Origin of the sequence: Jannaschia sp. 2305UL9-9, assembly GCF_041403465.1 — a bacterium.
Lineage (GTDB): Bacteria > Pseudomonadota > Alphaproteobacteria > Rhodobacterales > Rhodobacteraceae > Jannaschia.
On record NZ_JBGEHM010000005.1, the window covers coordinates 152,170 to 174,609 of the forward strand.

Below are 22,440 nucleotides of genomic sequence, written 5' to 3' on the forward strand. Positions count from 1 at the left end.
CGTCAGACGTCGAACCGCAAAGGTGCGATGTTCTGGAACAGGTTCGTCACCCGCAGCTTTTCGAGAACGGCGGCAGGCGGCTGTTCGTCGAGATACAGCAGCGCGATCGCATCCTGACCGCGATCAGAGCGACCAAGCGTGAAGTTCGCGATGTTCACGCCATTCTCGCCCAGCGTCTGGCCCAGCGTACCGATGATGCCCGGCGTGTCCTTGTTGGTGGTATAGAGCATGTGCGCCCCGATCTCGGCATCGATGTTGATGCCCTTGATCTGGATGAAGCGCGGCTTGCCATCGGTGAACACCGTGCCCGCAACGGACCGTTCGCGGGTGGCCGTCTTGACGACCAGTTTGACATAGCCATCGAACACGCCGGACTTGTCCTGGCGGGTCGTGCTGATCTCGACACCGCGTTCGCGGGCGATCACGGGCGCGGAAACCATGTTCACGTCCGGATTGGTCGCCTTCATCACGCCTGCAATGGCCGAGCAGTTCAGCGCGTCGAGGTTCATGGCCGAAACCGAACCGTTGTAGACGATCTCGATCGCTTCGATCGGCTCATCCGTCATCTGCCCCACGAACGCACCGAGGTGGTCGGCCAGCTTGAGCCAGGGGCCCATGACCTTCGCCTCTTCCGCGGTGACCGATGGCATGTTGAGCGCGTTGCTGACGGCGCCGGTCAACAGGTAGTCGGACATCTGCTCGGCCACTTGCAGGGCGACGTTCTCCTGTGCCTCGGACGTGGCCGCGCCGAGGTGCGGCGTGACAACGACGTTCGGCAGGTTGAACAGCGGCGAATCTGTCGCGGGCTCTTCGGCAAAGACGTCGAATGCGGCGCCTGCAACGTGGCCGGACTTCAACGCCTCGGCCAGCGCGGCCTCATCCACAAGGCCACCGCGGGCGCAGTTGACGATGCGCACGCCCGGCTTCAGCTTGGCGATGTTCTCTCCCGACAGGATGTTGCGCGTTTGATCCGTCAGGGGGACGTGCAGCGTGATGAAATCGGCGCGCCCCAGCAGCGTGTCGAGGTCGACCTTTTCGATGTGCAGCTCGGTCGCGCGCTCTTCCGACAGGAATGGATCATAGGCCACGACCTTCATCTTGAGGCCGCGCGCCCGGTCGCAGACGATGCCACCGATGTTGCCCGCACCGATCACGCCCAGCGTCTTGCCAGCCAGTTCCACGCCCATGAAACGGGACTTTTCCCATTTGCCAGCGTGGGTCGAGGCATTCGCCTCGGGGATCTGGCGGGCGACGGCGAACATCATCGCGATGGCATGTTCGGCGGTGGTGATCATGTTGCCGTAGGGCGTGTTCATCACGATCACGCCCTTCTTGCTGGCTGCGGGCTTGTCGACATTGTCGGTGCCAATGCCCGCGCGGCCGACCACCTTGAGGTTGGTCGCCGCCTCCAGCAGCTTTTCGGTCACCTTGGTGGCGGACCGGATGGCGAGGCCGTCGAACTCGTGGATCCGCGCCAGCAGGGCGTCCTTGTCCTTGCCGAGTTTCGGCTCGAAGGTGACGTCGATTCCACGGTCGCGGAAGATCTGGACGGCGGCGTCCGACAGGCTGTCGGAAATGAGGACTTTGGGGGCCATGTCAGGCTCCTTTTCACAATCTGGGGGAAGCCCCGCGGGGCTTTTGTACAATTTGGGGTAGGTCGGGGCGGGCCGTCAGCCCGCCGCCAGCTCCGCGTGATAGGCCCAGTCGAGCCATGGCATCAGCGCCGCGATATCTTCGGGCTCCACGGTCGAGCCGCACCAGATCCGCAGACCGGCGGGCGCGTCGCGATAGGACGCGATGTCGAGGGCCACGCCCTCCGCCTCCAGCCGTTTGGCGACGCGCTTGGCGAACCCTTCGGGCAGGTCGCCTACGAACTTGAGACAGACGGACGTGGTCGACCGGGTGGCCGGATCGTCGGCAAGGTTCGCGATCCAGTCGCGGGATTCGCAGAAGTCCCAGATATGCGTCGCCGAACGGGTGGCCCGGTCGATCAGGCCAGACAGACCCAAGGTTTCGGCCCAGTCCAGCGTCACGAGGTAATCCTCGACGCACAGCATGGAGGGCGTGTTGATCGTCTCGCCCCGGAAGATCCCCTCGATCAGCTTGCCACCCTTGGTCAGGCGGAAGATCTTGGGCAGCGGCCATGCGGGGGTATAGCTTTCGAGGCGTTCGACCGCACGGGGCGACAGGATGATGACGCCATGCGCGCCCTCGCCGCCCAGCACCTTCTGCCAGGAGAAGGTCGTCACATCCAGCTTGTCCCACGGCAGGTCCATCGCGAAGGCGGCAGAGGTGGCATCGCACAGCGTCAGGCCCGCGCGGTCATCCGCGATCCAGTCGGCGTTCGGCACGCGCACGCCCGAGGTCGTGCCGTTCCAGGTGAAGCAAATGTCGCGGTCGGCATCGATCTCCAGCGACGGCAGCGCGCCGTAGTCGGCGGTGCGCACGTCTGCGTCCAGTTTAAGCTGCTTGACCACGTCCGTGACCCAGCCCGCACCAAAGCTTTCCCACGCCAGCATGGTGACCGGGCGCGCGCCCAGCATCGTCCACATCGCCATCTCGTAGGCGCCGGTGTCGGAGGCCGGCACGATCCCGATGCGGTAATCGTCCGGCACGCCCAGCAAGGCGCGGGTGCGGTCGATGGCCGCGGCCAGCTTCGACTTGCCGATGGCAGCGCGGTGCGATCGGCCCAGCGGGGCATCGGCCAGAGAGGCGACAGTGTATCCGGGGTGTTTTGCGCAGGGACCCGAGGAAAAACGCGGGTTCACGGGCTTCGTCGCGGGCATTGCGCCAGCGGAGGTCGTATCGGTCATGGCTATCCTTGCAGATATTGCGCCCCTCGTTGGGGAGGGGTGTCCCGCCGCCGTCGCTATTGCACATCTGGGGGTCGCGCAAGGGCGCAAACGGCGCTAGGCCACGCCAGACGCCGCCGAAAGCGCGGCACCCGTTGCCGATAGGAAACCGATGTATACCTGCGTCCTGACCGCGTCGCCCGATCGCCCCACCATCGAACAAACGCTGGTCGAGGCTTTGCGCAACGGCTGGGGTGGCGGCGATGCGCAGTGGTTGTCCCCCGGCGTCGCGGCCGAATTCGGACTGGACCGTCTACCCGATACGTTGCGAACGACGCAGGACGAACTGGACGCAATGGGCGTCGATTTGAACGTCGTGCCCGACATGGGCCGTCGCAAACGCCTGCTGCTGGCCGATATGGACAGCACGATGATCCAGCAGGAATGCATCGACGAACTGGCGGCAGAGGCGGGGGTGGGCGACCGCGTCGCTGCCATCACCGCGCGCGCCATGAACGGAGAAATCGACTTCGATGGCGCCCTGCGCGAACGGGTTGGCCTGCTGGCAGGGCTGGATGCCTCCGTGATCGACCGCGTCATTGCAGATCGCATCACCCTGATGCCCGGTGGCCGCACGCTGGTCACTACGATGAAGGCCCATGGCGCGCGCGCTGCACTGGTGTCGGGCGGGTTCACGGCCTTCACGTCCGTTATTGCCGAACGCCTCGGATTCGATGAACATCGCGCCAATATTCTATTGATCGAAGACGGCAAGCTGACCGGGGAGCCCGGGATGCCGATCCTCGGGCGGCAGGCCAAGGTCGACGCACTGCAACAGATCACGCAAGCCATGGGCATCGCATCGGATGATGTTCTGGCCGTAGGCGACGGCGCCAATGACCTAGGCATGCTGACCCTTGCAGGGATGGGGGTCGCCCTGCACGCCAAGCCCGCCGTGCAGGCCGAGGCCGGGCTGCGCATCAATCACGGCGACCTTACTTCCCTGCTGTATCTGCAGGGCTATGCCGATACCGACTTCGCGTGATCGACCCCGAACTGATCACCCTGCTGATGATGGCCGCCCTGCTGGCGGGGTTCATCGACAGCATGGCAGGCGGCGGCGGGCTGATCACGGTCCCCGCGCTGGTTCTGGCAGGCGCGGACCCTGTGACCGCTATCGCGACCAACAAGGTTCAGGGCATCTTTTCCCCCGCCTCCGCGGCCCTCGCTTATGCGCGGGCGGGTCTGATAGACGTCGCGGCCCAATGGCCGATGGCATTGATCGCGTTCGCGGCCTCCGTCGGCGGGGCCCTGTGCGTTACCCTGTTGCCCGTCGATACGCTGCGCCTCGGCCTGCCGGTCCTGTTGGTGGCCGTCGCTCTTTTCGTCGCGTTCAAACCGGGCCTCGACGACCGCGACAGGCCCCGGCGGATCGCCCCGCCCCTGTTCGCCGCGACGCTTGTGCCGTTCGTCGGGTTCTACGACGGGCTCCTCGGGCCCGGGGCGGGCTCGTTCTACATGCTCGGGTTCGTCCTGCTGGCGGGCAACGGCGTCCTGCGCGCCACCGCGCAATCGAAGCTTCTGAACCTTGCGTCGAATGCCGGTGGCCTGCTGACCTTCGCTTTCATCGCACAGCCGTGGTGGCTGGCCGGGCTTGCCATGGGCCTGTCCGGTTTTGCAGGCGCGCAGATCGGCGCCCGACTGGCGACGCGTCGCGGATCCGTATTGATCAAACCCGTGCTCGTATTCGTGACGGTGGCCATGGCGCTGCGACTGACATGGAACTGGCTCTGAACTGTCACATTGCTGCAATGCGGCGGGCCTAGAGGGACGGCACGCACGCCATCCGAGGTTTGACCATGGCCGAGATCGATGCATTCCAATTCGTCCTGACCGTTCTTCGCGGCAAAACGCGCAAACGCTGATCACCGACCCCGCTCCTCTGGCCATAGAGGCGTCGAGGGATTTCCAAGGGGGCGCGCCCCCCTTGGACGGGGGAGCACGAGGGGGCTGGCCCCCTCGCCCCCCTTCGCTTAGAGACCGGCTTCGGCCGCGATCTGTGCGCGCGATTTTCGCGATCGTTCCGTCGCGGACTTCAACTGACCGCACGCGGCCATGATGTCCTCGCCACGCGGCGTCCGAATGGGCGAGGCATAGCCCGCCTCCATCAGAATGGTCGCAAAGGCCCGAATGCGATTGTTCGACGACCGCGTGTAAGGCGCGCCGGGCCATTCGTTGAACGGGATCAGGTTCACCTTTGCCGGGATTCCCTCCAGCAACGCGACCAGACGGTGCGCATCCTCGTCCGTGTCGTTCACGCCGTTCAGCATCACATATTCGAAGGTGATGCGCTCCGAATTGGACACCTTCGGATACTCGCGGAGAGCCTCCAGCAGAGCCTCGATGTTCCAGCGCTTGTTGATCGGCACCAGCACATCACGGACCGCGTCCGTTGTCGCGTGGAACGAGACGGCAAGCAGGCAGCCGATCTCCTGCGCGGTGCGCGCGATCTCCGGCACCACGCCGCTGGTCGACAGGGTGATGCGCCGGCGGCCCAGCGCAATGCCCTCGCCATCCATCACGATCTTCATCGCGTCGCGGACGTTCTCGAAATTGTACAACGGCTCGCCCATGCCCATCAGGACGATGTTCGACAGCAGGCGAGGCCCCTTGTCGCCGGTGCCCGTGCCCTGTTCCGGCCATTCCTCCAGATCATCACGGGCCAGCATGACCTGCCCGACGATTTCGGCGGGCGTCAGATTGCGGACAAGCTTCTGCGTGCCGGTATGACAGAACGAACAGGTCAAGGTGCAGCCGACCTGGCTGGACACGCACAACGTGCCGCGGCCTTCTTCGGGGATGTAGACGACCTCGACCTCATGGCCGCCCGCGATCCGCACGAGGTATTTGCGGGTGCCGTCCTCCGACAGTTGCCGGGTGACGACCTCGGGCAGTTCGATAACGAAGTTGTCGGCCAGCAGGGCGCGGAAATCCTTGGCGAGATTCGTCATCTGCGCGAAATCACGCACCCCCCAGTGATACAGCCACTGCCACACCTGGTTGACCCGCATCTTCGCCTGTTTCTCGGGCGTTCCCACCGCGATCAGGGCGGCGCGCAGCCCGTCGCGTGTCATCCCGATCAGGTTCGGGCGCGCGCCGGGGCCCTCCTTGCGGGGCACGGTCAGAACGTCTGGGGTGACGGGCGCTTTCATGGCGGCCTCCGGAGGGTTGCGGGCGGGAAACGAAACAGGCGCCCCATATAGGGACGCCTGAGACAAAACGCAAAGGGCGGCGTATCAACCTGCGCAGCGCGCCTCGGCATCGCTGACGGCAGCGGTGAACCCCAGAAGACTGAAGGAATCCTCGGTCTGGGTGCCGCGTCCCGACCGGCCGGTGACAACGGCCTGTGCGCCACGCTTCATCGCCGCGATGATGCGCTGATCGTCGGTCGGGGATGCGGCCCAGGCCAATTCGCCGTCGGTGAACATCTCGAACCGGTCCGACCCGATCTCGATCACCACGGTCGAGCCGTCAGCATAGGGGTAGCCGCCGGTTGCCGACACCTCCCCTTCCTTGCCGTCGCCGGGCCAGTAGCTGACGAACAAGCGGATATCGCCGCGACGCGCGGCCACTTCACGCCCGTCGCGGGTGTTGCGGATGGATTTCGGTGCGGACACGATCCAGCACTGGGTCGGGTTGTCTTCGACGAACACGGACCAGTCGGTTTCGGTGTTTACGCGATTGGAACTTTCCTGTGCGACCGCGGGCAAAGCCAGCGCGGCGGACAGAAGGACAAAGCCGATTGCCTTGGGGATCATCTTTTACTTACTGCCTCTGCTGTCGTCGGGTTGCCGGACATGCCCGGTTGCCCCGGATCGCACCGGGCCCCGAGGTTCCCAAAACTGCACGACGATGATAGCGCAGCCGCGTCGGGGTCGAAACCCCGTGCGGCGGAATTTCGCGCAGAGGGGGACGGCATGGCCACAGACACGGACCTGGTACAGATCATTCGCGGTGACCATCTGGAGTCCGCGCACCGTGGTCAGGCGGTTATCTGCGACGGATCGGGACAAGTGATCGAAGCCTGGGGCGACGCGGAGCGCGTCCTGTACCCCCGGTCATCGGCCAAGATGATCCAGGCCCTGCCCTTGCTGGAAAGCGGTGCTGGCCGCAGCCTGACGGATCGGCACCTTGCCTTTGCCTGCGCGTCCCATCGCGGACAGGCGATCCATACCGAGCTGGCCGCCGAATGGCTGGCCGACCTTGGCGCCTCGGAGGATGACTTGCGGTGCGGATCCCACGCACCATTCGGCCCCGAGGCCGCCGCCGACCTGATCCGGTCCGGCGAGAGCCCCTGTCAGCTGCACAACAATTGTTCGGGCAAGCATTGCGGTTTCGTGACCGTGGCGCGGCATCTGGGCGCGGGGCCGGAGTATATCGAACCCGATCATCCCGTTCAGAAAGGTGCGCTTGCCGCGCTGGAAGAGGTGACGGGCGTCGACAGCCCCTATTTCTGTATCGACGGCTGCTCGGCCCCGAACCACGCCACGCGGCTGGACGCCTTCGCCGGGGCGATGGGACGCTTCGCAAGGGCACGCGCCGGCGGCGACACGCGGTCCGATGCCATGGCCCGCCTCGTAAAGGCGATGGCTTCCCACCCGGACCTCGTCTCGGGCGCCGGGGGGGCCGATACCCGCCTGATGCAGGCGATGGGCGGTGCGGGCGTGGTCAAGACCGGCGCGGAAGGCGTCTACATCGCGATCCTGCCGGAACTGGATCGCGGCATCGCCCTCAAGATCAGTGATGGGACCACCCGCGCCTCCGAAGCCCTGATCGCGGCACTGCTCGTGCATGTCGGCGCCCTGCCCGCCGACGCCCCCGTGGTGAAGGACCTGACACATGGCCCGATGTGCAATGCGCGCGGTCTCGTGGTGGGTCATATGGCCGTCACCCTGTAGCCCCGCCGTCAATCGGTGCGCGGTGCCAAGGCGAGGGCCATCGCCGTAAGCAGATCATCCTTTCGTACCGGTTTGGTCTGATGCGCGGCGAACCCGGCCTCGGTCAGGCGCGCGCCGATTTCTTCGCCCGTGTGCGCCGTCAGGGCGATGATCGGTGCCGGCGTGCCGCGACGCTCCGCTTCAAGGGCCGCGATGGCGGCGGCCGCTTCGAATCCATCCAGCACCGGCATTGAAATATCCATGAGGACAAGGTCCGGTCGCGTTCTGCGATAGGCCGCGACCGCCTCGGCTCCGTCCTTCGCCACGTCGAGGACGTAGGCTTCCTGCGCGAGCATCCTTTCGAGCAGAAAACGGTTCGTCGCATTGTCGTCTGCGATCAGAATACGGGGGGCGCCCTTGGCCGCATCCGTCGGCAACGGCGCCGCGGGTGCCTGCAGGGTATCGCCCGGCGCAGGCTGCAACGCCGCGCGCAGGTCCGATCCGGTCACCGGCAGCGTCAGGCAGGCCCGTGCGCCCGCAAAAATTGCCTCGGGCACGTCGGATCGTGCGCCGAGGACGACATAAGGCACCCCTGCCGGCAACTCCGGCAGGGGCCGTGTGCCTGACGGCAGAAGGACAAGCGCCCCGCGCAGCGAACGGGTGACCGAGATACCTGCCGCCTGCAATCGCGCCGCCATGACATCACCCTGAATGCCGGAATCGGGCGGAATGGCGACGATGCCGCCAATCGCGGCGGGTCCGGGCCATTCCTGATCCAGCCCCAACCGCATGGTCAGCCGGAAACAGGCGCCCACCTCATCGGTATCGACGACCGCGATATCGCCCCCCATCCGTTCCGCCAGCCCCTTGGAGATCGTGAGACCGAGGCCCGTACCCTCCTTTTGGGCGCGCCCGTCGTCGACTTGGGAAAAGGCCTCGAAAATGGCCGTGCGCATATCGGATGGAATGCCGGGGCCCGTATCCTCGACATCGATGGTCACCGCAGCGTCGGCGCCAAGGTGGGCAAAGCGGGCGCGGACGACGACATGGCCAGCCTCCGTGAACTTGAGGGCGTTCCCGACAAGGTTCATCACGATCTGCCGGACACGGCCCGGGTCGCCCACGACCATGACGGGCGCATCGAGGGGATAGTCCAGCGCGACTTCGACCCCCTCGGCCAGCTTGCCCGCCGCCGCAAGACGCAGGCAATCGCAGAGCAGTGCCTCCAGATCGAACGCCTCATGGCGGAAGGTCACGCGATCCGCCTCCAGCCGGGATACATCCAGCGTGTCGTTCACGATCAACAGCAGCGCCTCGGCGGAATCGCGGATGGTCTTGGCATAGCTGTGCGATTCGGCGTCGATGTCCTGCGCGCACAGCAGTTCGGCCAACCCGAGCACCCCATTCATCGGGGTCCGCATCTCATGGCTCATCCGCGCAAGGAACGCCTGTTTTGCCTGCGCGACCTCTTCGGCCGCATCGCGCGCGGCGGCAAGGCTATCCTCGCGCGCGCGATCCTCGGAAATGTCGATGACAAGGCTGACGATATCGCCATCCGGGGCGCGGCGATCCTGAAACCGGATGACGCGTCCGTCGAATGTCTGCAGAACCTGCGGCGCGATCGTGTCAACGGACCAGCGGGCAAGCTGCGCGGCCACCCAGGCATCGGGATCGTCGTCGTCGATGGCAAAGGCCCCCTCCTCCGCCGCAACGGTGAACAATTCCTCGGCCGTGGCACCCGGCCCGATCTCGGACGCAGCATCGAACAGCGACAGGTAGACAGAATTCGCCGCGACAAGACGTGCCGAGCTGTCGAACAGGGCAAAGCCGTCGCGCATCGCCTCCAACGCATGCCAGAGGCGGCGGCGGGCGCGATCGGCCTTGTCGGCGGCTTCCTTGCGCTGCTCCAGCACCTGTTTTTGTCGGTCCGACAGGCGCAGGTTCGTCTCCCGCTCCGACAGATAGCGGAGCGAGAGACGGTCCGCATTTGCCACGAGGGCGGAATGCGCGCGGCTCAGCTCATGACGTGTGCGTTCGAGCGTACGTTCAGCCGCAAGCCGTCTGCGCCGTTCCTGATGGTATAGATTTTCGGGCGGAGATCCGTCCATGTCTGCCATCACCCCGGCGCATCCGTGCCCGGTTCCCGGGCAGGGCCGATGTCGCAGAGCGAGGTGAAGGTCAGGTTAACGCCACCGCAGAACGGTGCCGAAAAGGGTCAGTTCAGGTCGAACTGCAGCGGATAGGACCGCCCGTCGAATGCCCCGAACAGATCGCCCAGATCCGGATGTGTCACCGGGTCGCCCGAACTGTCGAGCATCAGGTTCTGCTCGGAAACGTAAGCCACATAGTAGCTTTCCTCGTTCTCGGCGAGCAGATGATAGAATGGCTGGTCCCGCCGGGGCCGGGCGTCCTTGGGAATGGCATCATACCATTCCTCGGTGTTCGAAAATTCCGGGTCGACATCGAAAATGACACCCCTGAACGGATGTTTCTTGTGACGGACCACTTCACCGAGTGCGTATTTCGCTTCGTGCTGGAGCATATCGTTGCCCTTTCCCCTGTCCGTTCCTAGACCGGCGAAAGACGTCTTGTAAATCGGCGCACTTTCGAATCGGCGGAAACATACTGTGACTCTCGCCTTTACAGTTCTCACGATCGTGGCACCGGTGTTCCTGCTGGCAAGCATCGGCTTCGCGTGGGTCCAGTTGGGCCACGATTACGACACGGCTTTCGTCTCGCGGCTTGCGATGAACCTCGCCGTGCCATGCCTCGTGTTCGTGGCCCTTGCGCAGGGCGATATCGACGCAGGCGCCGCCGGGCGCCTGACACTTGCGACGTTGTCGACCTATGCGGCCCTGTTCCTGGTTTTCTGGGCATTGTGTCGGGTCATGTCCCTGGACCTGCGAACGTTCTGGGCGCCACTGGTGTTCGGAAACACCGGCAATCTCGGCCTGCCCCTGGCCTTGTTCGCCTTTGGCGAGACGGGGCTGGGCTATGCGGTCGTCGTTTTTTCGGTCACCGCCATTCTGCAGTTTACCATCGGCGTCTGGGCCGTGGCGGGAGGCGGCAATCCCTTGCGCGCGCTGCGGGAACCGATGGTTGCCGCAACCCTTCTGGGCGCGCTGGTCCTGTGGCAGGGGTGGACGGTGCCGGAGGTGGCGATGAATGCGCTCGGGCTGGTCGGACAGATGGGAATCCCGCTCATGCTGCTGACGCTTGGCGTTGCGGTCGCGCGGATGCAGCCGACCGGGATCGCGCGGATGTCGCTTCTGTCGGTGGCAAAAATCGTGATCTGCGCGGGCCTAGGCCTTGCAGTCGGTCTGTACTTCGGGCTGGACGATACGACGCTGGGCGTTCTCGTGGTGCAACTGGCTACACCGGTGGCGGTCTCCTCCTACCTTCTGGCCGTACGCTACGGGGCGGAGGCTTCGCCGGTTGCGGGCCTCGTCGTCGTCTCGACCGCCATGTCGGTTGTGGCCCTGCCGCTCATCCTTGCCGCTTTCGTCTGATGTGATTGGCCGAATCGTCGCGACTGGGCTACGGTGATGGGATAACGGTAAAAAACAGCCGAGCAGTCTTAATGAAACGTCTCTTGCAGATCGCCTGTCTGCTGCTTCTTGCCGCCTGTGGCGGCAGTGGTAGCGGCTCCGGCAGCGCCCCGCGCAACCTCGACAACGCCTGTTCCATTCTCGATCAGAGGCCGGGATACCTGCGCGCGTTCCGCGCCGCAGAACGCAATTGGGGCGTGCCCGTGCACGTCCAGATGGCGACGATCTATCAGGAATCGAAGTTCATCGCGGATGCCCGCACCCCGCTGCGGTATTCCCTCGGGGTCATTCCCGTCGGACGGCAGAGCAGCGCGTTCGGCTATTCGCAGGCGCTGGATGGAACCTGGAAAGAATATCTCGCCGATCAGAACAAGCGGCGCGCGCGGCGTGACAACATCCGCGATGCGACTGATTTCATGGGCTGGTACATGGCCGGCACCAACCGGTCGCTGGGGATATCCCTGTCCGATGCCCGCAACCAATATCTTGCCTATCACGATGGGCGCACCGGTTACAGGCGCGGCACATACTTGGCGAAGCCATGGTTGATGCGCATTTCCGGTGAGATCGAGGCCCGCGCAGCAATGTACCAGCAGCAGCTGGCAAGTTGCCGCTGATCGGCGCGGCACCCTGACATCAGCCCAGCGTGCGCCGCATCGATCGGTAGATCGCCTCGGCCAAGCCCGTCTGTCCGCTGCCGGCCACGGCGTCGGCCTGCGTCTGGCGCAGAAAGCTGTCGAACTGCGACGGTGCACCGCCGAGGGGCGAGGATTTCCCCGTGTCGGCGGCCTGCAGAAGCTGCGCGAACATCAATCCCTCAAGCTTGGTGGCCTGCTCTCGCAGCGCTGCCTCGCGCGGGGTGTCGTCGGGCGGCGGCGCGACGGGCTTGAATGCGGATGCCTGCGATATGTTCATGGGTCATGCCTCCTGAGGTCGGTGTCAAAACGGGAATAGCGCAGGCCGGGTAAAGGGTTTCGTAACGGGACGACGCGTATGTGGTGCCTCACACGCCTTGTCGGGGAAACCGGATGTTCAATCTACCCATGCTGCCAGAAGGGCAGGCCACCGCAGGCCACCAACCCGGCGGCAGAACGGCACAACCGGGGCTGGATGAAGCCACGCAGGATTTTCGAAATGCCCTGTCCCGCTTGCGGCCAGAAGGAATGCGCGAATCCGGTGGCCGCGCACCGGGGGCGTCCGCGAATGGCCCCGCGACCGATGCAGGCAAACAACCTCCCTCGAAACCAGCGCCCTCGGCGAAACCTGTCAGCGGTGACGAGGACGTTGCCCTCCCCACTGACGGGACCGCGAATGCGGAGGATACGCATCCCCCCCCTTTGACAACATCGGATGTAGGCACCGCTATCGATGATCAGGCAATCGGCACGTTTGAGCATGATGGAGGTGTCGCGATCGCAACGGCCAAACGGACGGAGCGTTTGGGGGAAAACACGCATGCCGCATTACTCCCCCCCTCGGCGTCGCCGGAGTCTCGCGACGATGCGGTACATCCGCATGCACAGGATGTGTCAGCAGGTCATGTTCGGATGCCGCGCGATGACCTTGCGCCCCCAACCAGATCCCGCGAATGGGATCGGCATGCGGATTCCGCACCGCAAGCGGGCGGCGGACAGATATTCGCCGCCCCCCGAGGTGACGACTTCAGGGCAACCGTCGTCAGCCCCCGTGACACGCAAGGGGCAACAGACCCCAAAGCCGTTCGTGCAACACAGGCCGAACACCTGTGGCCCAATCACGACCTTCCGGACCGTGGAACCAAGCAGCAAGTATCGCTGTCGGCCGCGACCTTGCCGGACTCCCCCCCCCTTGCGGGACAAACCCACCCGATGCTCAGGACTTCCGATTCCGAGAAGGCCGCGCTGCGGCCTCCGATCGAGCAGCGGGGCGCGATGCCACCAACGCCTAGCTATTCCGGGAAACCCTCGGAACCGCCTTTGGCCCCGACAACGCCCCCGGCGCTGCCGCATTCACTCGACACACTGCGTCCCGTTTCAGGGCCAAGCGTTCCGTTGCAGGTGCGGGACACTTCGCCCATTCCCCTGACACATGCTTCGCGCCAGGGTACGCCGGTCGTCCACGCGATGGCCGGCGACACCACCGTCGAACCGCCTTCCCCGATCCCAATGCAAGCCGTGACAGGCGCATCGAATTCCCCGCCCGCGACCTTGGTTCTGCCATCGCATGACGCGATGGGTGCTGTTGCTTCCGCTCAGACGGCCTTCTCGATGGACGGCAGTGAAGGCCGGATCGACGCGGGGGCGGCAGCCGCCTCGTCCACGCCTTCGACACCGCCATTTCGTCGACAGAGTCCGTCAGCATCAAGCCCGCAGGACAGTCTTGTCACGTCAGACCGCGCGGCCCCTACCGTGACCGCGTCCGTCGATGCTTCGGCAGGGGCTGCTCGGCAGTCAGTTCGCGGCATCGAGAATGTTGCCGACAAAGTTGCGTCTTCGGCCCCTACATCGACGTGGGCAGCCCCCGGCCTGACCGAAGCGGCAGCCATTGCAGGCACAAAGGCCGCGCAAGTTGGGCACGCGGAAACCGGTCGTCACCCGCTATCACCAGGCGTGCAGCCATCCATGCACATACCGTCGCGATCTCTGCTCACAATCGAACAGCCGAAAAGTGCACACGCCGCCCCCGAGGCGGAAGCGTTCAACACCTCCGCCACAAGGACAGCCGCCAACCCTGCAACAGACATGGTCGAACAGGCACCCGTTGCGGGAACGGTTGACCGTCCCCGACCGGAAGGCGTCTTCGATGCTTCCGCAGGAGGCAGTCCGGACGTCGCCGCACCGACCATAAGGACGCCGAATCCTTTGCCGACGGCGCCATCCGCGCGACAATCGCCTTTGGACAGCCAGACCACCATGAAGGTCCGGGCGAATCCGATAGAGGCGAGCGCTGCGCCATCAGGGCCATCGACGATGCCGGGATCCGTGTTTGCAGATGCCGCATCATCTTGGAACGCATCGGGGGGATCTGCTGCTGATAGTGCCGCGTCGCATCCGTCTCCCCAATCTGCGATCGTCGGCGTGCCGCCTGATGTATCACGACATTCACCGGCCAACAGCCGGTCGATTGCGAGTGGAGCGACGGACATTCCAGCCGCTACGCCGGATGTCCCCATGACCCACCGCGAGGGCGAGCCCACTGTACAAGCAGCGGTCGGAACCGTTTCAGACAGCGGATCGCGCGACATAATCAGGCCCCCAATATCGGCATCACCCGTGCCCGTGCCGGAGCTGGAGGCTGTGCTTCGGGATCGCATTCAATCGCTCGCGCGACAAATCGCCAACAACGATGCACAGGTTGCGGGTCAGCGTAGCGCACCGGGTGAGGCCAAAACCGAAATCGAACTGTCCCCGCCGGAACTGGGCCGCCTGAAGATGGTCCTGCAAAGTGGGGACAAGGGCCTGCATGTTCAGATCACCGCCGAACGTCCGGAAACGCTGGACCTGATCCGGCGCCATGTCGAAGGGTTCCACCGTTCCTTGCAATCCGAAGGTGTGACCCTGAACAGCGTCGACATCTCATCGGACGGGGGACCGTCCGGGCACGAGACGCGGGGCGAATACCGCCCCGATGGCCTGATAAGTGACGGAACAGATGCCGAAAAACCTGATGAGACGCCGATTCGACCGGTTTCGGACGGCACCCGCCTCGACATTCGCTTTTAAGGAGACTGCCCGATGGACATCGCTTCTACCACGCAAGCAATCACGCCTGCCGCCTCCACCGAGGCGCAGGCGCGCGTATCGCTCAGTTCGGACCTCGACACCTTTCTCAAGTTGCTGACTGCCCAGATCGAGAATCAGGACCCGTTGGAACCTGCGGACGGGACTGAATATGCCGCACAGCTTGCGCAGTTTTCCAACGTAGAACAATCCGTCCGCACCAATGAGCTTTTGGCGGAGATGACCGCCACGCTGGGTCGTCAGGACATGGCGGTCGCTGCCGCGTGGATCGGGATGGATGTCCGCCACAGTGGTCCCGTCGTCGTGGACGGAACGTCCACACCGCTGCAATTCGATATTCCGGCCGTGGCCGACCGGGCAGAGATGGTCGTCACGGACGCCAGCGGAACCGAAGTCATGCGCCGCCCGATTGCGCCCACGACGACGGGCCTCGACTGGGCCGGAGGGGACGGGACGGGACAGGTCCTGCCGGACGGCCTCTATCAGGTGCAGATCGCGGCATATGCCGGGTCGGCAGACCTCGGAATGACGCCGGCAAGACACTATGGCCGGGTGGAGGAAGTGACCCTTGGCGGCGAAGGCACGACCTTGATCCTTTCTGGTGGCATCCCCCTGGGCGTGGGGGACCTCGATGCGCTGCGACAGGGCGTTTGAGGAAAGCCCCACCCCCTACCCCGCGAACGGATGGGAATGGCCTTCACGCGTGACCACCGCGTTGCCAACAGAAGTGCCGCGTCCGATCAGCCGAGCCAGCCGGCCAGAAGCGTACCCGCCAGCGTGGCCCCCATCCCGGCGACGAACCATGCCGGACCGACCCAGCGCGCATTCCGCCGCGGAGACGGATCCGCGCGATCCTTGCCGCGCAACGCATCCTCGACCGCCTGCGGCAGATGGGGACCGAACCGCGCCAGAACCTGAGCCGTGCGCATCAAGTCCTTGATGACGGCGCGCGGCCCGAGGTTTCCTGCGATATACCGCTCGACCTCGGGGCCGGCGGCCTGCCAGATGTTCATGTGCGGGTTCAGGGTGCGGGCGACACCTTCGACCACGACCATGGTACGCTGCAGCAGGATCAATTCTGTCCGGGTTTCCATGCCGAACCTTTCCGTCACCTCAAAGAGGTAGGCCAGCAGACGCCCCATCGAGATGCGGGACGCATCCATGCCGAAGATCGGCTCTCCCACGGCGCGCAAGGCTTGGGCGAACTGGTCGATATCGCGGTCCGCCGGAACATACCCCGCCTCGAAATGCACCTCCGCCACGCGGCGATAATCCTTGCGGATGAACCCCATCAGGATCTCGGCATAGACGCGGCGGGTATATTCATCCAGCCGCCCCATGATGCCGAAATCCAAGGCGACAATATCGCCATTCGGCGCCACCTTCAGGTTTCCCTGATGCATGTCGGCGTGAAAATACCCGTCACGCAGCGCATGGCGCAGGAACATCTGCAACACCCGATCGGCAAGCGCGGCGCGATCATGGCCGGCGGCGTCGATGGCGGCCAGATCCGCCATCTGCGATCCTTCGGCCCAATCCAGCGTCATCACGGCACGACCCGACAGGCCCCACTCCACGCCCGGCACGTTGAAGCCGTCATCGCGTGCCGTGTTGGCCTTGAATTCGCCTGCGGCGGCGGCCTCCGTCCTCAGGTCCAGCTCCTGCTGGACGGTCATGTCGAAATGCTGGATCACGTCCATCGGGCGCAGGCGGCGCGCCGTTGGCGACAGGAACTCGATCACGCGCGCGCCGAAATAGAACGCGTCGATATCCTTCTGGAATGCCTTGGCGATACCGGGGCGCAGCACCTTGACCGCCACCTTGCGATTGTCGGACGCAAGCCGTGCCATGTGGACCTGCGCGATCGAAGCGGCGGCAACGGGTTCGGAGAACTCCGAAAACAGGACGTCGACGGGAACCTCCAGATCCCGTTCGATCATAGCGCGTGCCTGATCGGTCGGGAACGGCGGCAACTTGTCCTGCAGGACCCTCAGTTGCAGCGCGAGATCCCCGCCAACGAAGTCGGGTCGTGTCGACAGGATCTGTCCCAGCTTGACGTAGGACGGACCCAGCGCCGTGATGGCCCGCGTCACAGGTGGCAGGTTCGGATCACCCTCGTAGCCCAACCAGCGGAATGGCCAGCCGAGGATACGCGCCGCGATGCGCAATTCGCGCGGGGCGTCGAGCTGATCCAGCACCACGTCCATCGCACCCGTTCTCTCGAAGGTGCCGGCGGTGCGGATCAGACGCCAGATGTTGTGGGGGCCCCTCACGGCAGGCTCCTCACAGCTTCCAGCCCGAATGGAGCGCGGCAATCCCGAACGACAGGTTGCGGTATTTCACGTTGCCGAAGCCTGCGTCGACCATCATGCCCGCGAACCGGTCCTGATCCGGGAACTGGCGAATGGATTCGACCAGATACTGATAACTGTCCCGATCCCCGGCAATCATCTCGCCCATGCGTGGAATGACGTTGAAGGAATAGAGGTCATAGGCCTTCTGCATCAACGGGTTGGGAAGCTGCGAGAATTCCAGCACCATGATGCGGCCACCGGGGCGCAGCACCCGGTAGGCCTCGGACAGCGCCTCGTGGATGCGGGTCACGTTCCGGATGCCGAAGCTGATGGTGTAGACATCGAAGGTGCCGCTCTCGAATGGCAGCTTCATCGCATCGCCGGCAACCCAATCGAGGCGGTCGGCCATGTTCTCGGCCTCGGCGCGCGTGCGCCCCGCCTCCAGCATGCCTTGCGTCATGTCGAACACGGTGGCGTGGGCGGTCGGCGCGCGGTCGAGGAACCGGAACGAGATGTCGCCCGTGCCGCCCGCGACATCCAGCAGCTTCTGCCCCGGGCGCGGGGCCAGCCAGTCCATCATCGCATCCTTCCAGACGCGGTGGATGCCCATCGACATGGCGTCGTTCATCACGTCGTATTTCGACGCCACCGAAGAGAACACGCCATGGACACGGCCTGCCTTCTCCTCCTCCGGGATATCCTGATATCCGAAATGAGTTGTCCGTCCGGTCTCTTGCGTCATGTGCCCGCTGTCCTCATGTGTCGCAACAGACTTATAGGGCGCGCGCGCGCCGCTGCAACGCGAGGGCCGATGCCGGAACTGCCAGAAGTCGAGACGGTTCGTCGCGGGTTGACCCCTGCGCTGGAAGGCGCGCGTCTCCGTCGTGTGGACGTCAACCGCCCCGACCTGCGATGGCCCTTCCCCGAAGACATGGGGGCCCGTCTGACCGGCGCGACCATCCGGCGGCTTGGCCGGCGGTCGAAATACCTGTTGCTGGATCTGGACACGAACGAAACGCTGATCGTGCATCTGGGCATGTCGGGTCGGATGGTGGTCGACGATACCCGGCTGGGCGCCTTTCACCGTGATCCCGCATGGTTGCCGCAGCATGATCATGTCGTCTTTCACACGCCGACGCATCGGGTGACATTCAACGATGCGCGCCGCTTCGGCTTCATGGATCTGGTGGCGACGGCGGACCTGGGACAAAGCCGTCATTTTGCGCGCATGGGGCCGGAGCCACTGGGCAACGCCTTCGACGAGGATCATCTGATTCGCGCGTTTGCAGGGCGGAACACGCCGGTGAAATCCGCCCTGCTGGATCAGCGAATCGTGGCCGGGCTCGGGAACATCTACGTCTGCGAAGCCCTGCATCGCGCCGGTATCAGCCCCCTGCGGCGTGCGGGCCGCATTGCCGCGCCAAGGGTGCGCCGCCTCGTGCCGATCATCCGCGATGTCCTGCAGGAGGCGATTGCCGCAGGCGGCAGCAGCCTGCGCGATCACCGGCAGGCCGACGGCACGCTTGGCTATTTCCAGCACGGATTCCGCGTCTACGACCGCGAAGGCGCGCCTTGCCCGACCGACGGCTGCACCGGTACGATTCGCAGAACGGTGCAATCCGGTCGGTCCAGTTTCCATTGCGTCACCTGCCAGAAGTAGCGGCATCCGGCCCACAGCTGTCCTGCCGTGATGAGGTGACGAAAGGTGGCGGGTTGAACAGATGCGCGTTTGCAGGCAGGCAAACAAGCCTGACCTATTTTGCGGAGCAGTGTCATGGGATATGAAACTCTGAACGTTGAAGTGACGAACCACGTCGCGGTCATCAAGCTGAACCGTCCCGATGCGCTGAACGCGTTGAACAGCAAACTGCTGGGTGAACTGGCCAAGGCGCTGACCTCGGCGCAGGGCAACGACAAGGTGCGCTGCATCGTGTTGACCGGATCGGAAAAGGCATTCGCCGCCGGTGCCGACATCCGCGAGATGAACGAGAAAAGCTTCGTCGATGTGTTCATGGGCGATCTTTTCGGGCCGGAAACGGATGCAATCCTCAAGGTGCGCAAACCGATCATCGCCGCTGTCGCGGGCTATGCCCTGGGCGGTGGTTGCGAGCTGGCCATGATGTGCGACTTCATCATCGCCGCGGACACGGCCAAGTTCGGCCAACCGGAAATCAACCTTGGCGTGGTCGCCGGGATCGGCGGCACCCAGCGGCTGACCCGCGCGGTGGGCAAGGCCAAGTCGATGGACATGCACCTGACGGGCCGGTTCATGGACGCCGAGGAAGCAGAGCGTTCGGGCCTCGTGTCCCGCGTGGTGCCTGCCAAGAAGCTGATGGACGAAGCGATGTCAGCAGCCGGCAAGATTGCCGAGAAATCCATGGTAACGGCCACGGCCGTCAAGGAAGCCGTGAACCAGAGCCAGGAACTGGGCCTGACGGACGGTCTGCTGTTCGAACGACGGATGTTCAACGCGATGTTCGCCACCGAAGACCGGTCCGAGGGCATGACCGCCTTCGTCGAAAAGCGCGAACCACAGTTCCGCGACAAGTAGCCGAAGGCCCCGGCCATGCCCGCGGCGGGGCGGCTTCGGCCCCGGCCGCAGGCTAGGGGCCGCTTAAGACCTTCGAGCGGAATCGCCCGAAGGTCACGCCAAGTCTTCCCTTCCGGAACGACATGGTTTAAGCGCGCCGCATCATGCGTGTGAGGCCCGCCTTGGCCGGATTGGATCCGCGACGGTAGAACCGTCGCCCCGGGTCGGTGTTTCTCACGCGAAACAGATATCGACATGTCCCCGGAAGGACCAATCACATGGCAAATACGCCCCAAGCCAAAAAGCGCGCCCGTCAGAACGAGCGTCGTTTCGCCGTCAACAAGGCGCGCCGTTCGCGCATCCGCACCTACCTGCGCAAGGTCGAGGAAGCGATCGCCTCCGGTGATCAGACGGCCGCTGCCGCCGCCCTCAAGGAAGCCCAGCCCGAACTGATGCGTGGCGTCACCAAGGGCGTGTTCCACAAGAACACCGCGGCCCGCAAGATGTCGCGCCTTTCCAGCCGCGTGAAGTCGCTCGGCGCCTGATTCTGAAGCGTTCCCCGAACGACGAAAACACAGTCAAGATTTTAGGGGCCCGACCGAAAGGTTGGGCCCTTTTTCATGTTTTACAGGGACCTGCATGCGAAGTGGGGATTCTTTGCACCCCCCTCCCGAGTCAAGTCAGAAGAGTCGTTGCCGCCCCCCGCGCCTGACAGCTATCCATGGCTGCGTAGCGAGTCAGATCGCATACAAGGGGATGATCATGGGAACCGATGCGGTGCCGCATGTCTCCGAGGTAGGACCTCGGGACGCGTGGAATATTTTGTCTGCCAACACCGCAGCGGTTCTGGTGGACGTCCGGACCAAAGCCGAATGGGGATTCGTCGGTGGCCCGGATCTGTCCGAACTTGGCCGGGACACCATTCAGATCGAATGGAAGTCCTGGCCGGGCATGACCCCGAACCCGGCATTCGTCGGGGCGCTGCTGGACGAGGTCGGTGAACTGCCATCCGCCTTCCTCTTCCTGTGTCGCTCGGGCGTCCGGTCCCTGCATGCGGCCGAGGCCGTGGCGGCGGCGCTGGCGGAGGCGGGGCTTACGGTGCCCTGCATCAACGTCGCCGAAGGGTTCGAAGGTGATCTGGACCAAGGCTGCAAGCGGGGGGGCCTGAACGGATGGAAGGCCCGTGGGCTGGCGTGGCGCCAGTCCTGATGGACAACAATAAAAAACGGTTAGGGCCGATAGAATGAGCTTGGAAATTTGGGCTGACGCAAAGGGTGGCATCAGCAAGGACATCGGCGCACACAACTTCAAGGCCTGGGTAGAGCCTTTGACGTTCGCATCGCTGGAAGGGGACACGCTGCGCCTGTCCTCGCCGACGGATTTCATCGGCAAATGGGTGATGCAGAACTTCTCGGAAGTGATTCTGCGCCATGTCGGTGCGGCGGGCCAGCCGGTCAGCCGTCTGATCTGCGCGGCAGCCCCCGCTCCGGCAGCAGCACCCCGCGCGCAGGTCCGGTCGGAAAGTGCGCTCGACAAGCGGTTCACCTTCGACAGCTTCGTGGTCGGCAAATCAAACGAGCTGGCCCACGCGGCCGCGCGGCGCGTGGCGACCGGTGACAGCGTGTCTTTCAACCCGCTGTTCCTCCATGGTGGCGTGGGCCTCGGCAAGACGCACCTGATGCAGGCGATCGCCTGGGAACTGGCCGAGAACCAGCCCGAGATCCGGGTCATGTTCCTGTCCGCAGAGCAGTTCATGTACCGCTTCGTGCAGGCCTTGCGCGAAAAGAACACGATGGATTTCAAGCATCTGTTCCGCACTGTCGATGTCCTTCTGGTCGATGACGTTCAGTTCATCGCGGGCAAGGAATCGACGCAGGAGGAATTCTTCCACACGTTCAACGCGCTGGTCGATCAGGGCAAGCAGGTCGTCATTTCCGCCGACCGCAGCCCCGCCCAGATCAGCGACCTGGAGGAGCGGATCACCTCGCGCCTGCAATCGGGACTGGTCGTCGACCTGCATCCCGCTGATTACGAATTGCGCCTTGGCGTGTTGCAGCACCGGGTCGAGATGTTCATGGACCGCCACCCCGATTTCCGCATCGCCGATGGCGTGCTGGAATTCCTGGCCGGCCGCATCAGCACCTCCATCCGCGTGCTGGAAGGGGCGGTGACCCGCCTGTTCGCCTATGCCGACCTGATCAAGCGCGAAGTCACGCTGGAACAGGCGCAGGACGTTCTGGCCGACCTGCTTCGCGCGTCCGAGCGCAAGCTGACGATCGACGAGATCATGAAGAAGACATGCGAGCATTATAACCTGCGCATGTCCGACATGACCTCTGCCCGCCGGTCGCGGTCGGTTGCACGCCCGCGCCAGATGGCAATGTACCTGTCCAAGAAGCTGACCCCGCGCAGCTATCCCGAAATCGGTCGCAAGTTCGGCGGAAAGGACCACACCACGGTTCTGTATGCCGTGCGCAAGATCGAGGAATTGATCGCCGCGGAGCCGCAGATCGCAGAAGATGCGGAGCTGCTGCAGCGCAAGCTGGAAAGCTGATCACCTGCCATTGCAGTTGCGGGTCGGGTGGGTATTCTGCCGCCCCGCACACCTGAGGTTTGAGCC

21 protein-coding genes are annotated in these 22,440 nt (G+C 64.5%); 12 read left to right on the plus strand and 9 right to left on the minus strand.

The window, feature by feature from the left end; translation table 11 throughout:
• Nucleotides 1-2 precede the first annotated feature (2 nt).
• Entirely contained in the window at nt 3-1,595 is a 1,593-nt protein-coding gene (gene serA, locus V6N07_RS16835) for a phosphoglycerate dehydrogenase (RefSeq protein WP_371157914.1), read from the minus strand.
• 75 nt (nt 1,596-1,670) lie between these two features.
• Nucleotides 1,671-2,813, minus strand: coding sequence for a phosphoserine transaminase (locus tag V6N07_RS16840; protein ID WP_371157916.1), 1,143 nt, complete (start codon nt 2,811-2,813; stop codon nt 1,671-1,673).
• A gap of 151 nt (nt 2,814-2,964) precedes the next feature.
• Here V6N07_RS16840 and serB point away from each other — a divergent pair, with 151 nt between their 5' ends.
• On the plus strand, nt 2,965-3,837 hold the full coding sequence (gene serB / locus V6N07_RS16845) for a phosphoserine phosphatase SerB (RefSeq protein ID WP_371157918.1): 873 nt from the start codon (nt 2,965-2,967) through the stop codon (nt 3,835-3,837).
• A 26-nt stretch (nt 3,838-3,863) separates the two neighbouring features.
• Complete coding sequence (locus V6N07_RS16850; RefSeq protein ID WP_371157968.1) at nt 3,864-4,586, plus strand: TSUP family transporter; 723 nt, start codon at nt 3,864-3,866, stop codon at nt 4,584-4,586.
• 239 nt (nt 4,587-4,825) lie between these two features.
• Here the strand turns inward: V6N07_RS16850 and rlmN are convergent, their stop codons facing one another.
• On the minus strand, nt 4,826-6,004 hold the full coding sequence (rlmN, locus tag V6N07_RS16855; RefSeq protein ID WP_371157920.1) for a 23S rRNA (adenine(2503)-C(2))-methyltransferase RlmN: 1,179 nt from the start codon (nt 6,002-6,004) through the stop codon (nt 4,826-4,828).
• Between the two features lie 84 nt (nt 6,005-6,088).
• The gene (locus V6N07_RS16860) at nt 6,089-6,610 is read right to left on the minus strand and encodes an invasion associated locus B family protein (RefSeq protein ID WP_371157922.1); all 522 of its coding nucleotides are present in this window, start codon (nt 6,608-6,610) and stop codon (nt 6,089-6,091) included.
• A gap of 159 nt (nt 6,611-6,769) precedes the next feature.
• Between V6N07_RS16860 and V6N07_RS16865 the strand changes: the two genes are divergently transcribed.
• Nucleotides 6,770-7,750, plus strand: coding sequence for an asparaginase (locus V6N07_RS16865; RefSeq protein WP_371157924.1), 981 nt, complete (start codon nt 6,770-6,772; stop codon nt 7,748-7,750).
• 8 nt (nt 7,751-7,758) lie between these two features.
• Here V6N07_RS16865 and V6N07_RS16870 read toward each other — a convergent pair whose 3' ends face one another.
• On the minus strand, nt 7,759-9,837 hold the full coding sequence (locus V6N07_RS16870) for an ATP-binding protein (protein WP_371157926.1): 2,079 nt from the start codon (nt 9,835-9,837) through the stop codon (nt 7,759-7,761).
• A gap of 107 nt (nt 9,838-9,944) precedes the next feature.
• Nucleotides 9,945-10,271: a heat shock protein HspQ gene (gene hspQ / locus V6N07_RS16875; protein ID WP_371157928.1), complete on the minus strand. Its 327-nt coding sequence runs from the start codon at nt 10,269-10,271 to the stop codon at nt 9,945-9,947.
• A gap of 85 nt (nt 10,272-10,356) precedes the next feature.
• Between hspQ and V6N07_RS16880 the strand changes: the two genes are divergently transcribed.
• Entirely contained in the window at nt 10,357-11,238 is an 882-nt protein-coding gene (locus tag V6N07_RS16880) for an AEC family transporter (RefSeq protein WP_371157930.1), read from the plus strand.
• Between the two features lie 71 nt (nt 11,239-11,309).
• Complete coding sequence (locus V6N07_RS16885) at nt 11,310-11,894, plus strand: lytic transglycosylase (protein WP_371157932.1); 585 nt, start codon at nt 11,310-11,312, stop codon at nt 11,892-11,894.
• Between the two features lie 19 nt (nt 11,895-11,913).
• On the opposite strand, the gene V6N07_RS16890 is transcribed toward V6N07_RS16885, so the two are convergent.
• On the minus strand, nt 11,914-12,192 hold the full coding sequence (locus V6N07_RS16890; RefSeq protein WP_371157934.1) for a rod-binding protein: 279 nt from the start codon (nt 12,190-12,192) through the stop codon (nt 11,914-11,916).
• A gap of 1,187 nt (nt 12,193-13,379) precedes the next feature.
• Here V6N07_RS16890 and V6N07_RS16895 point away from each other — a divergent pair.
• Nucleotides 13,380-14,978 (plus strand): flagellar hook-length control protein FliK, encoded by a 1,599-nt coding sequence (locus tag V6N07_RS16895; protein ID WP_371157936.1) that lies wholly within the window; start codon nt 13,380-13,382, stop codon nt 14,976-14,978.
• 12 nt (nt 14,979-14,990) lie between these two features.
• Nucleotides 14,991-15,650 carry a flagellar hook capping FlgD N-terminal domain-containing protein gene (locus V6N07_RS16900; RefSeq protein ID WP_371157938.1) on the plus strand — a complete coding sequence of 220 codons (660 nt, stop codon included), beginning with the start codon at nt 14,991-14,993 and terminating at the stop codon, nt 15,648-15,650.
• Nucleotides 15,651-15,736: 86 nt separating this feature from the next.
• On the opposite strand, the gene ubiB is transcribed toward V6N07_RS16900, so the two are convergent.
• Both ubiB and ubiE read right to left on the minus strand, forming a co-directional pair.
• Nucleotides 15,737-17,269, minus strand: a complete 1,533-nt coding sequence (ubiB, locus tag V6N07_RS16905) for a 2-polyprenylphenol 6-hydroxylase (protein WP_371157940.1) — start codon at nt 17,267-17,269, stop codon at nt 15,737-15,739.
• A 10-nt stretch (nt 17,270-17,279) separates the two neighbouring features.
• Nucleotides 17,280-18,032 carry a bifunctional demethylmenaquinone methyltransferase/2-methoxy-6-polyprenyl-1,4-benzoquinol methylase UbiE gene (gene ubiE, locus V6N07_RS16910; RefSeq protein WP_371157942.1) on the minus strand — a complete coding sequence of 251 codons (753 nt, stop codon included), beginning with the start codon at nt 18,030-18,032 and terminating at the stop codon, nt 17,280-17,282.
• A gap of 69 nt (nt 18,033-18,101) precedes the next feature.
• Between ubiE and mutM the strand changes: the two genes are divergently transcribed.
• From mutM to dnaA, 5 genes are all read left to right on the plus strand, one after another.
• Nucleotides 18,102-18,950, plus strand: a complete 849-nt coding sequence (gene mutM, locus V6N07_RS16915) for a bifunctional DNA-formamidopyrimidine glycosylase/DNA-(apurinic or apyrimidinic site) lyase (protein ID WP_371157943.1) — start codon at nt 18,102-18,104, stop codon at nt 18,948-18,950.
• Between the two features lie 114 nt (nt 18,951-19,064).
• Nucleotides 19,065-19,841 (plus strand): enoyl-CoA hydratase, encoded by a 777-nt coding sequence (locus V6N07_RS16920; protein WP_371157944.1) that lies wholly within the window; start codon nt 19,065-19,067, stop codon nt 19,839-19,841.
• A 257-nt stretch (nt 19,842-20,098) separates the two neighbouring features.
• Complete coding sequence (gene rpsT, locus V6N07_RS16925) at nt 20,099-20,365, plus strand: 30S ribosomal protein S20 (RefSeq protein WP_371157945.1); 267 nt, start codon at nt 20,099-20,101, stop codon at nt 20,363-20,365.
• 217 nt (nt 20,366-20,582) lie between these two features.
• Nucleotides 20,583-21,029 carry a rhodanese-like domain-containing protein gene (locus tag V6N07_RS16930; RefSeq protein ID WP_371157946.1) on the plus strand — a complete coding sequence of 149 codons (447 nt, stop codon included), beginning with the start codon at nt 20,583-20,585 and terminating at the stop codon, nt 21,027-21,029.
• Between the two features lie 34 nt (nt 21,030-21,063).
• Nucleotides 21,064-22,374 carry a chromosomal replication initiator protein DnaA gene (dnaA, locus tag V6N07_RS16935; RefSeq protein WP_371157948.1) on the plus strand — a complete coding sequence of 437 codons (1,311 nt, stop codon included), beginning with the start codon at nt 21,064-21,066 and terminating at the stop codon, nt 22,372-22,374.
• Nucleotides 22,375-22,440: the final 66 nt, after the last annotated feature.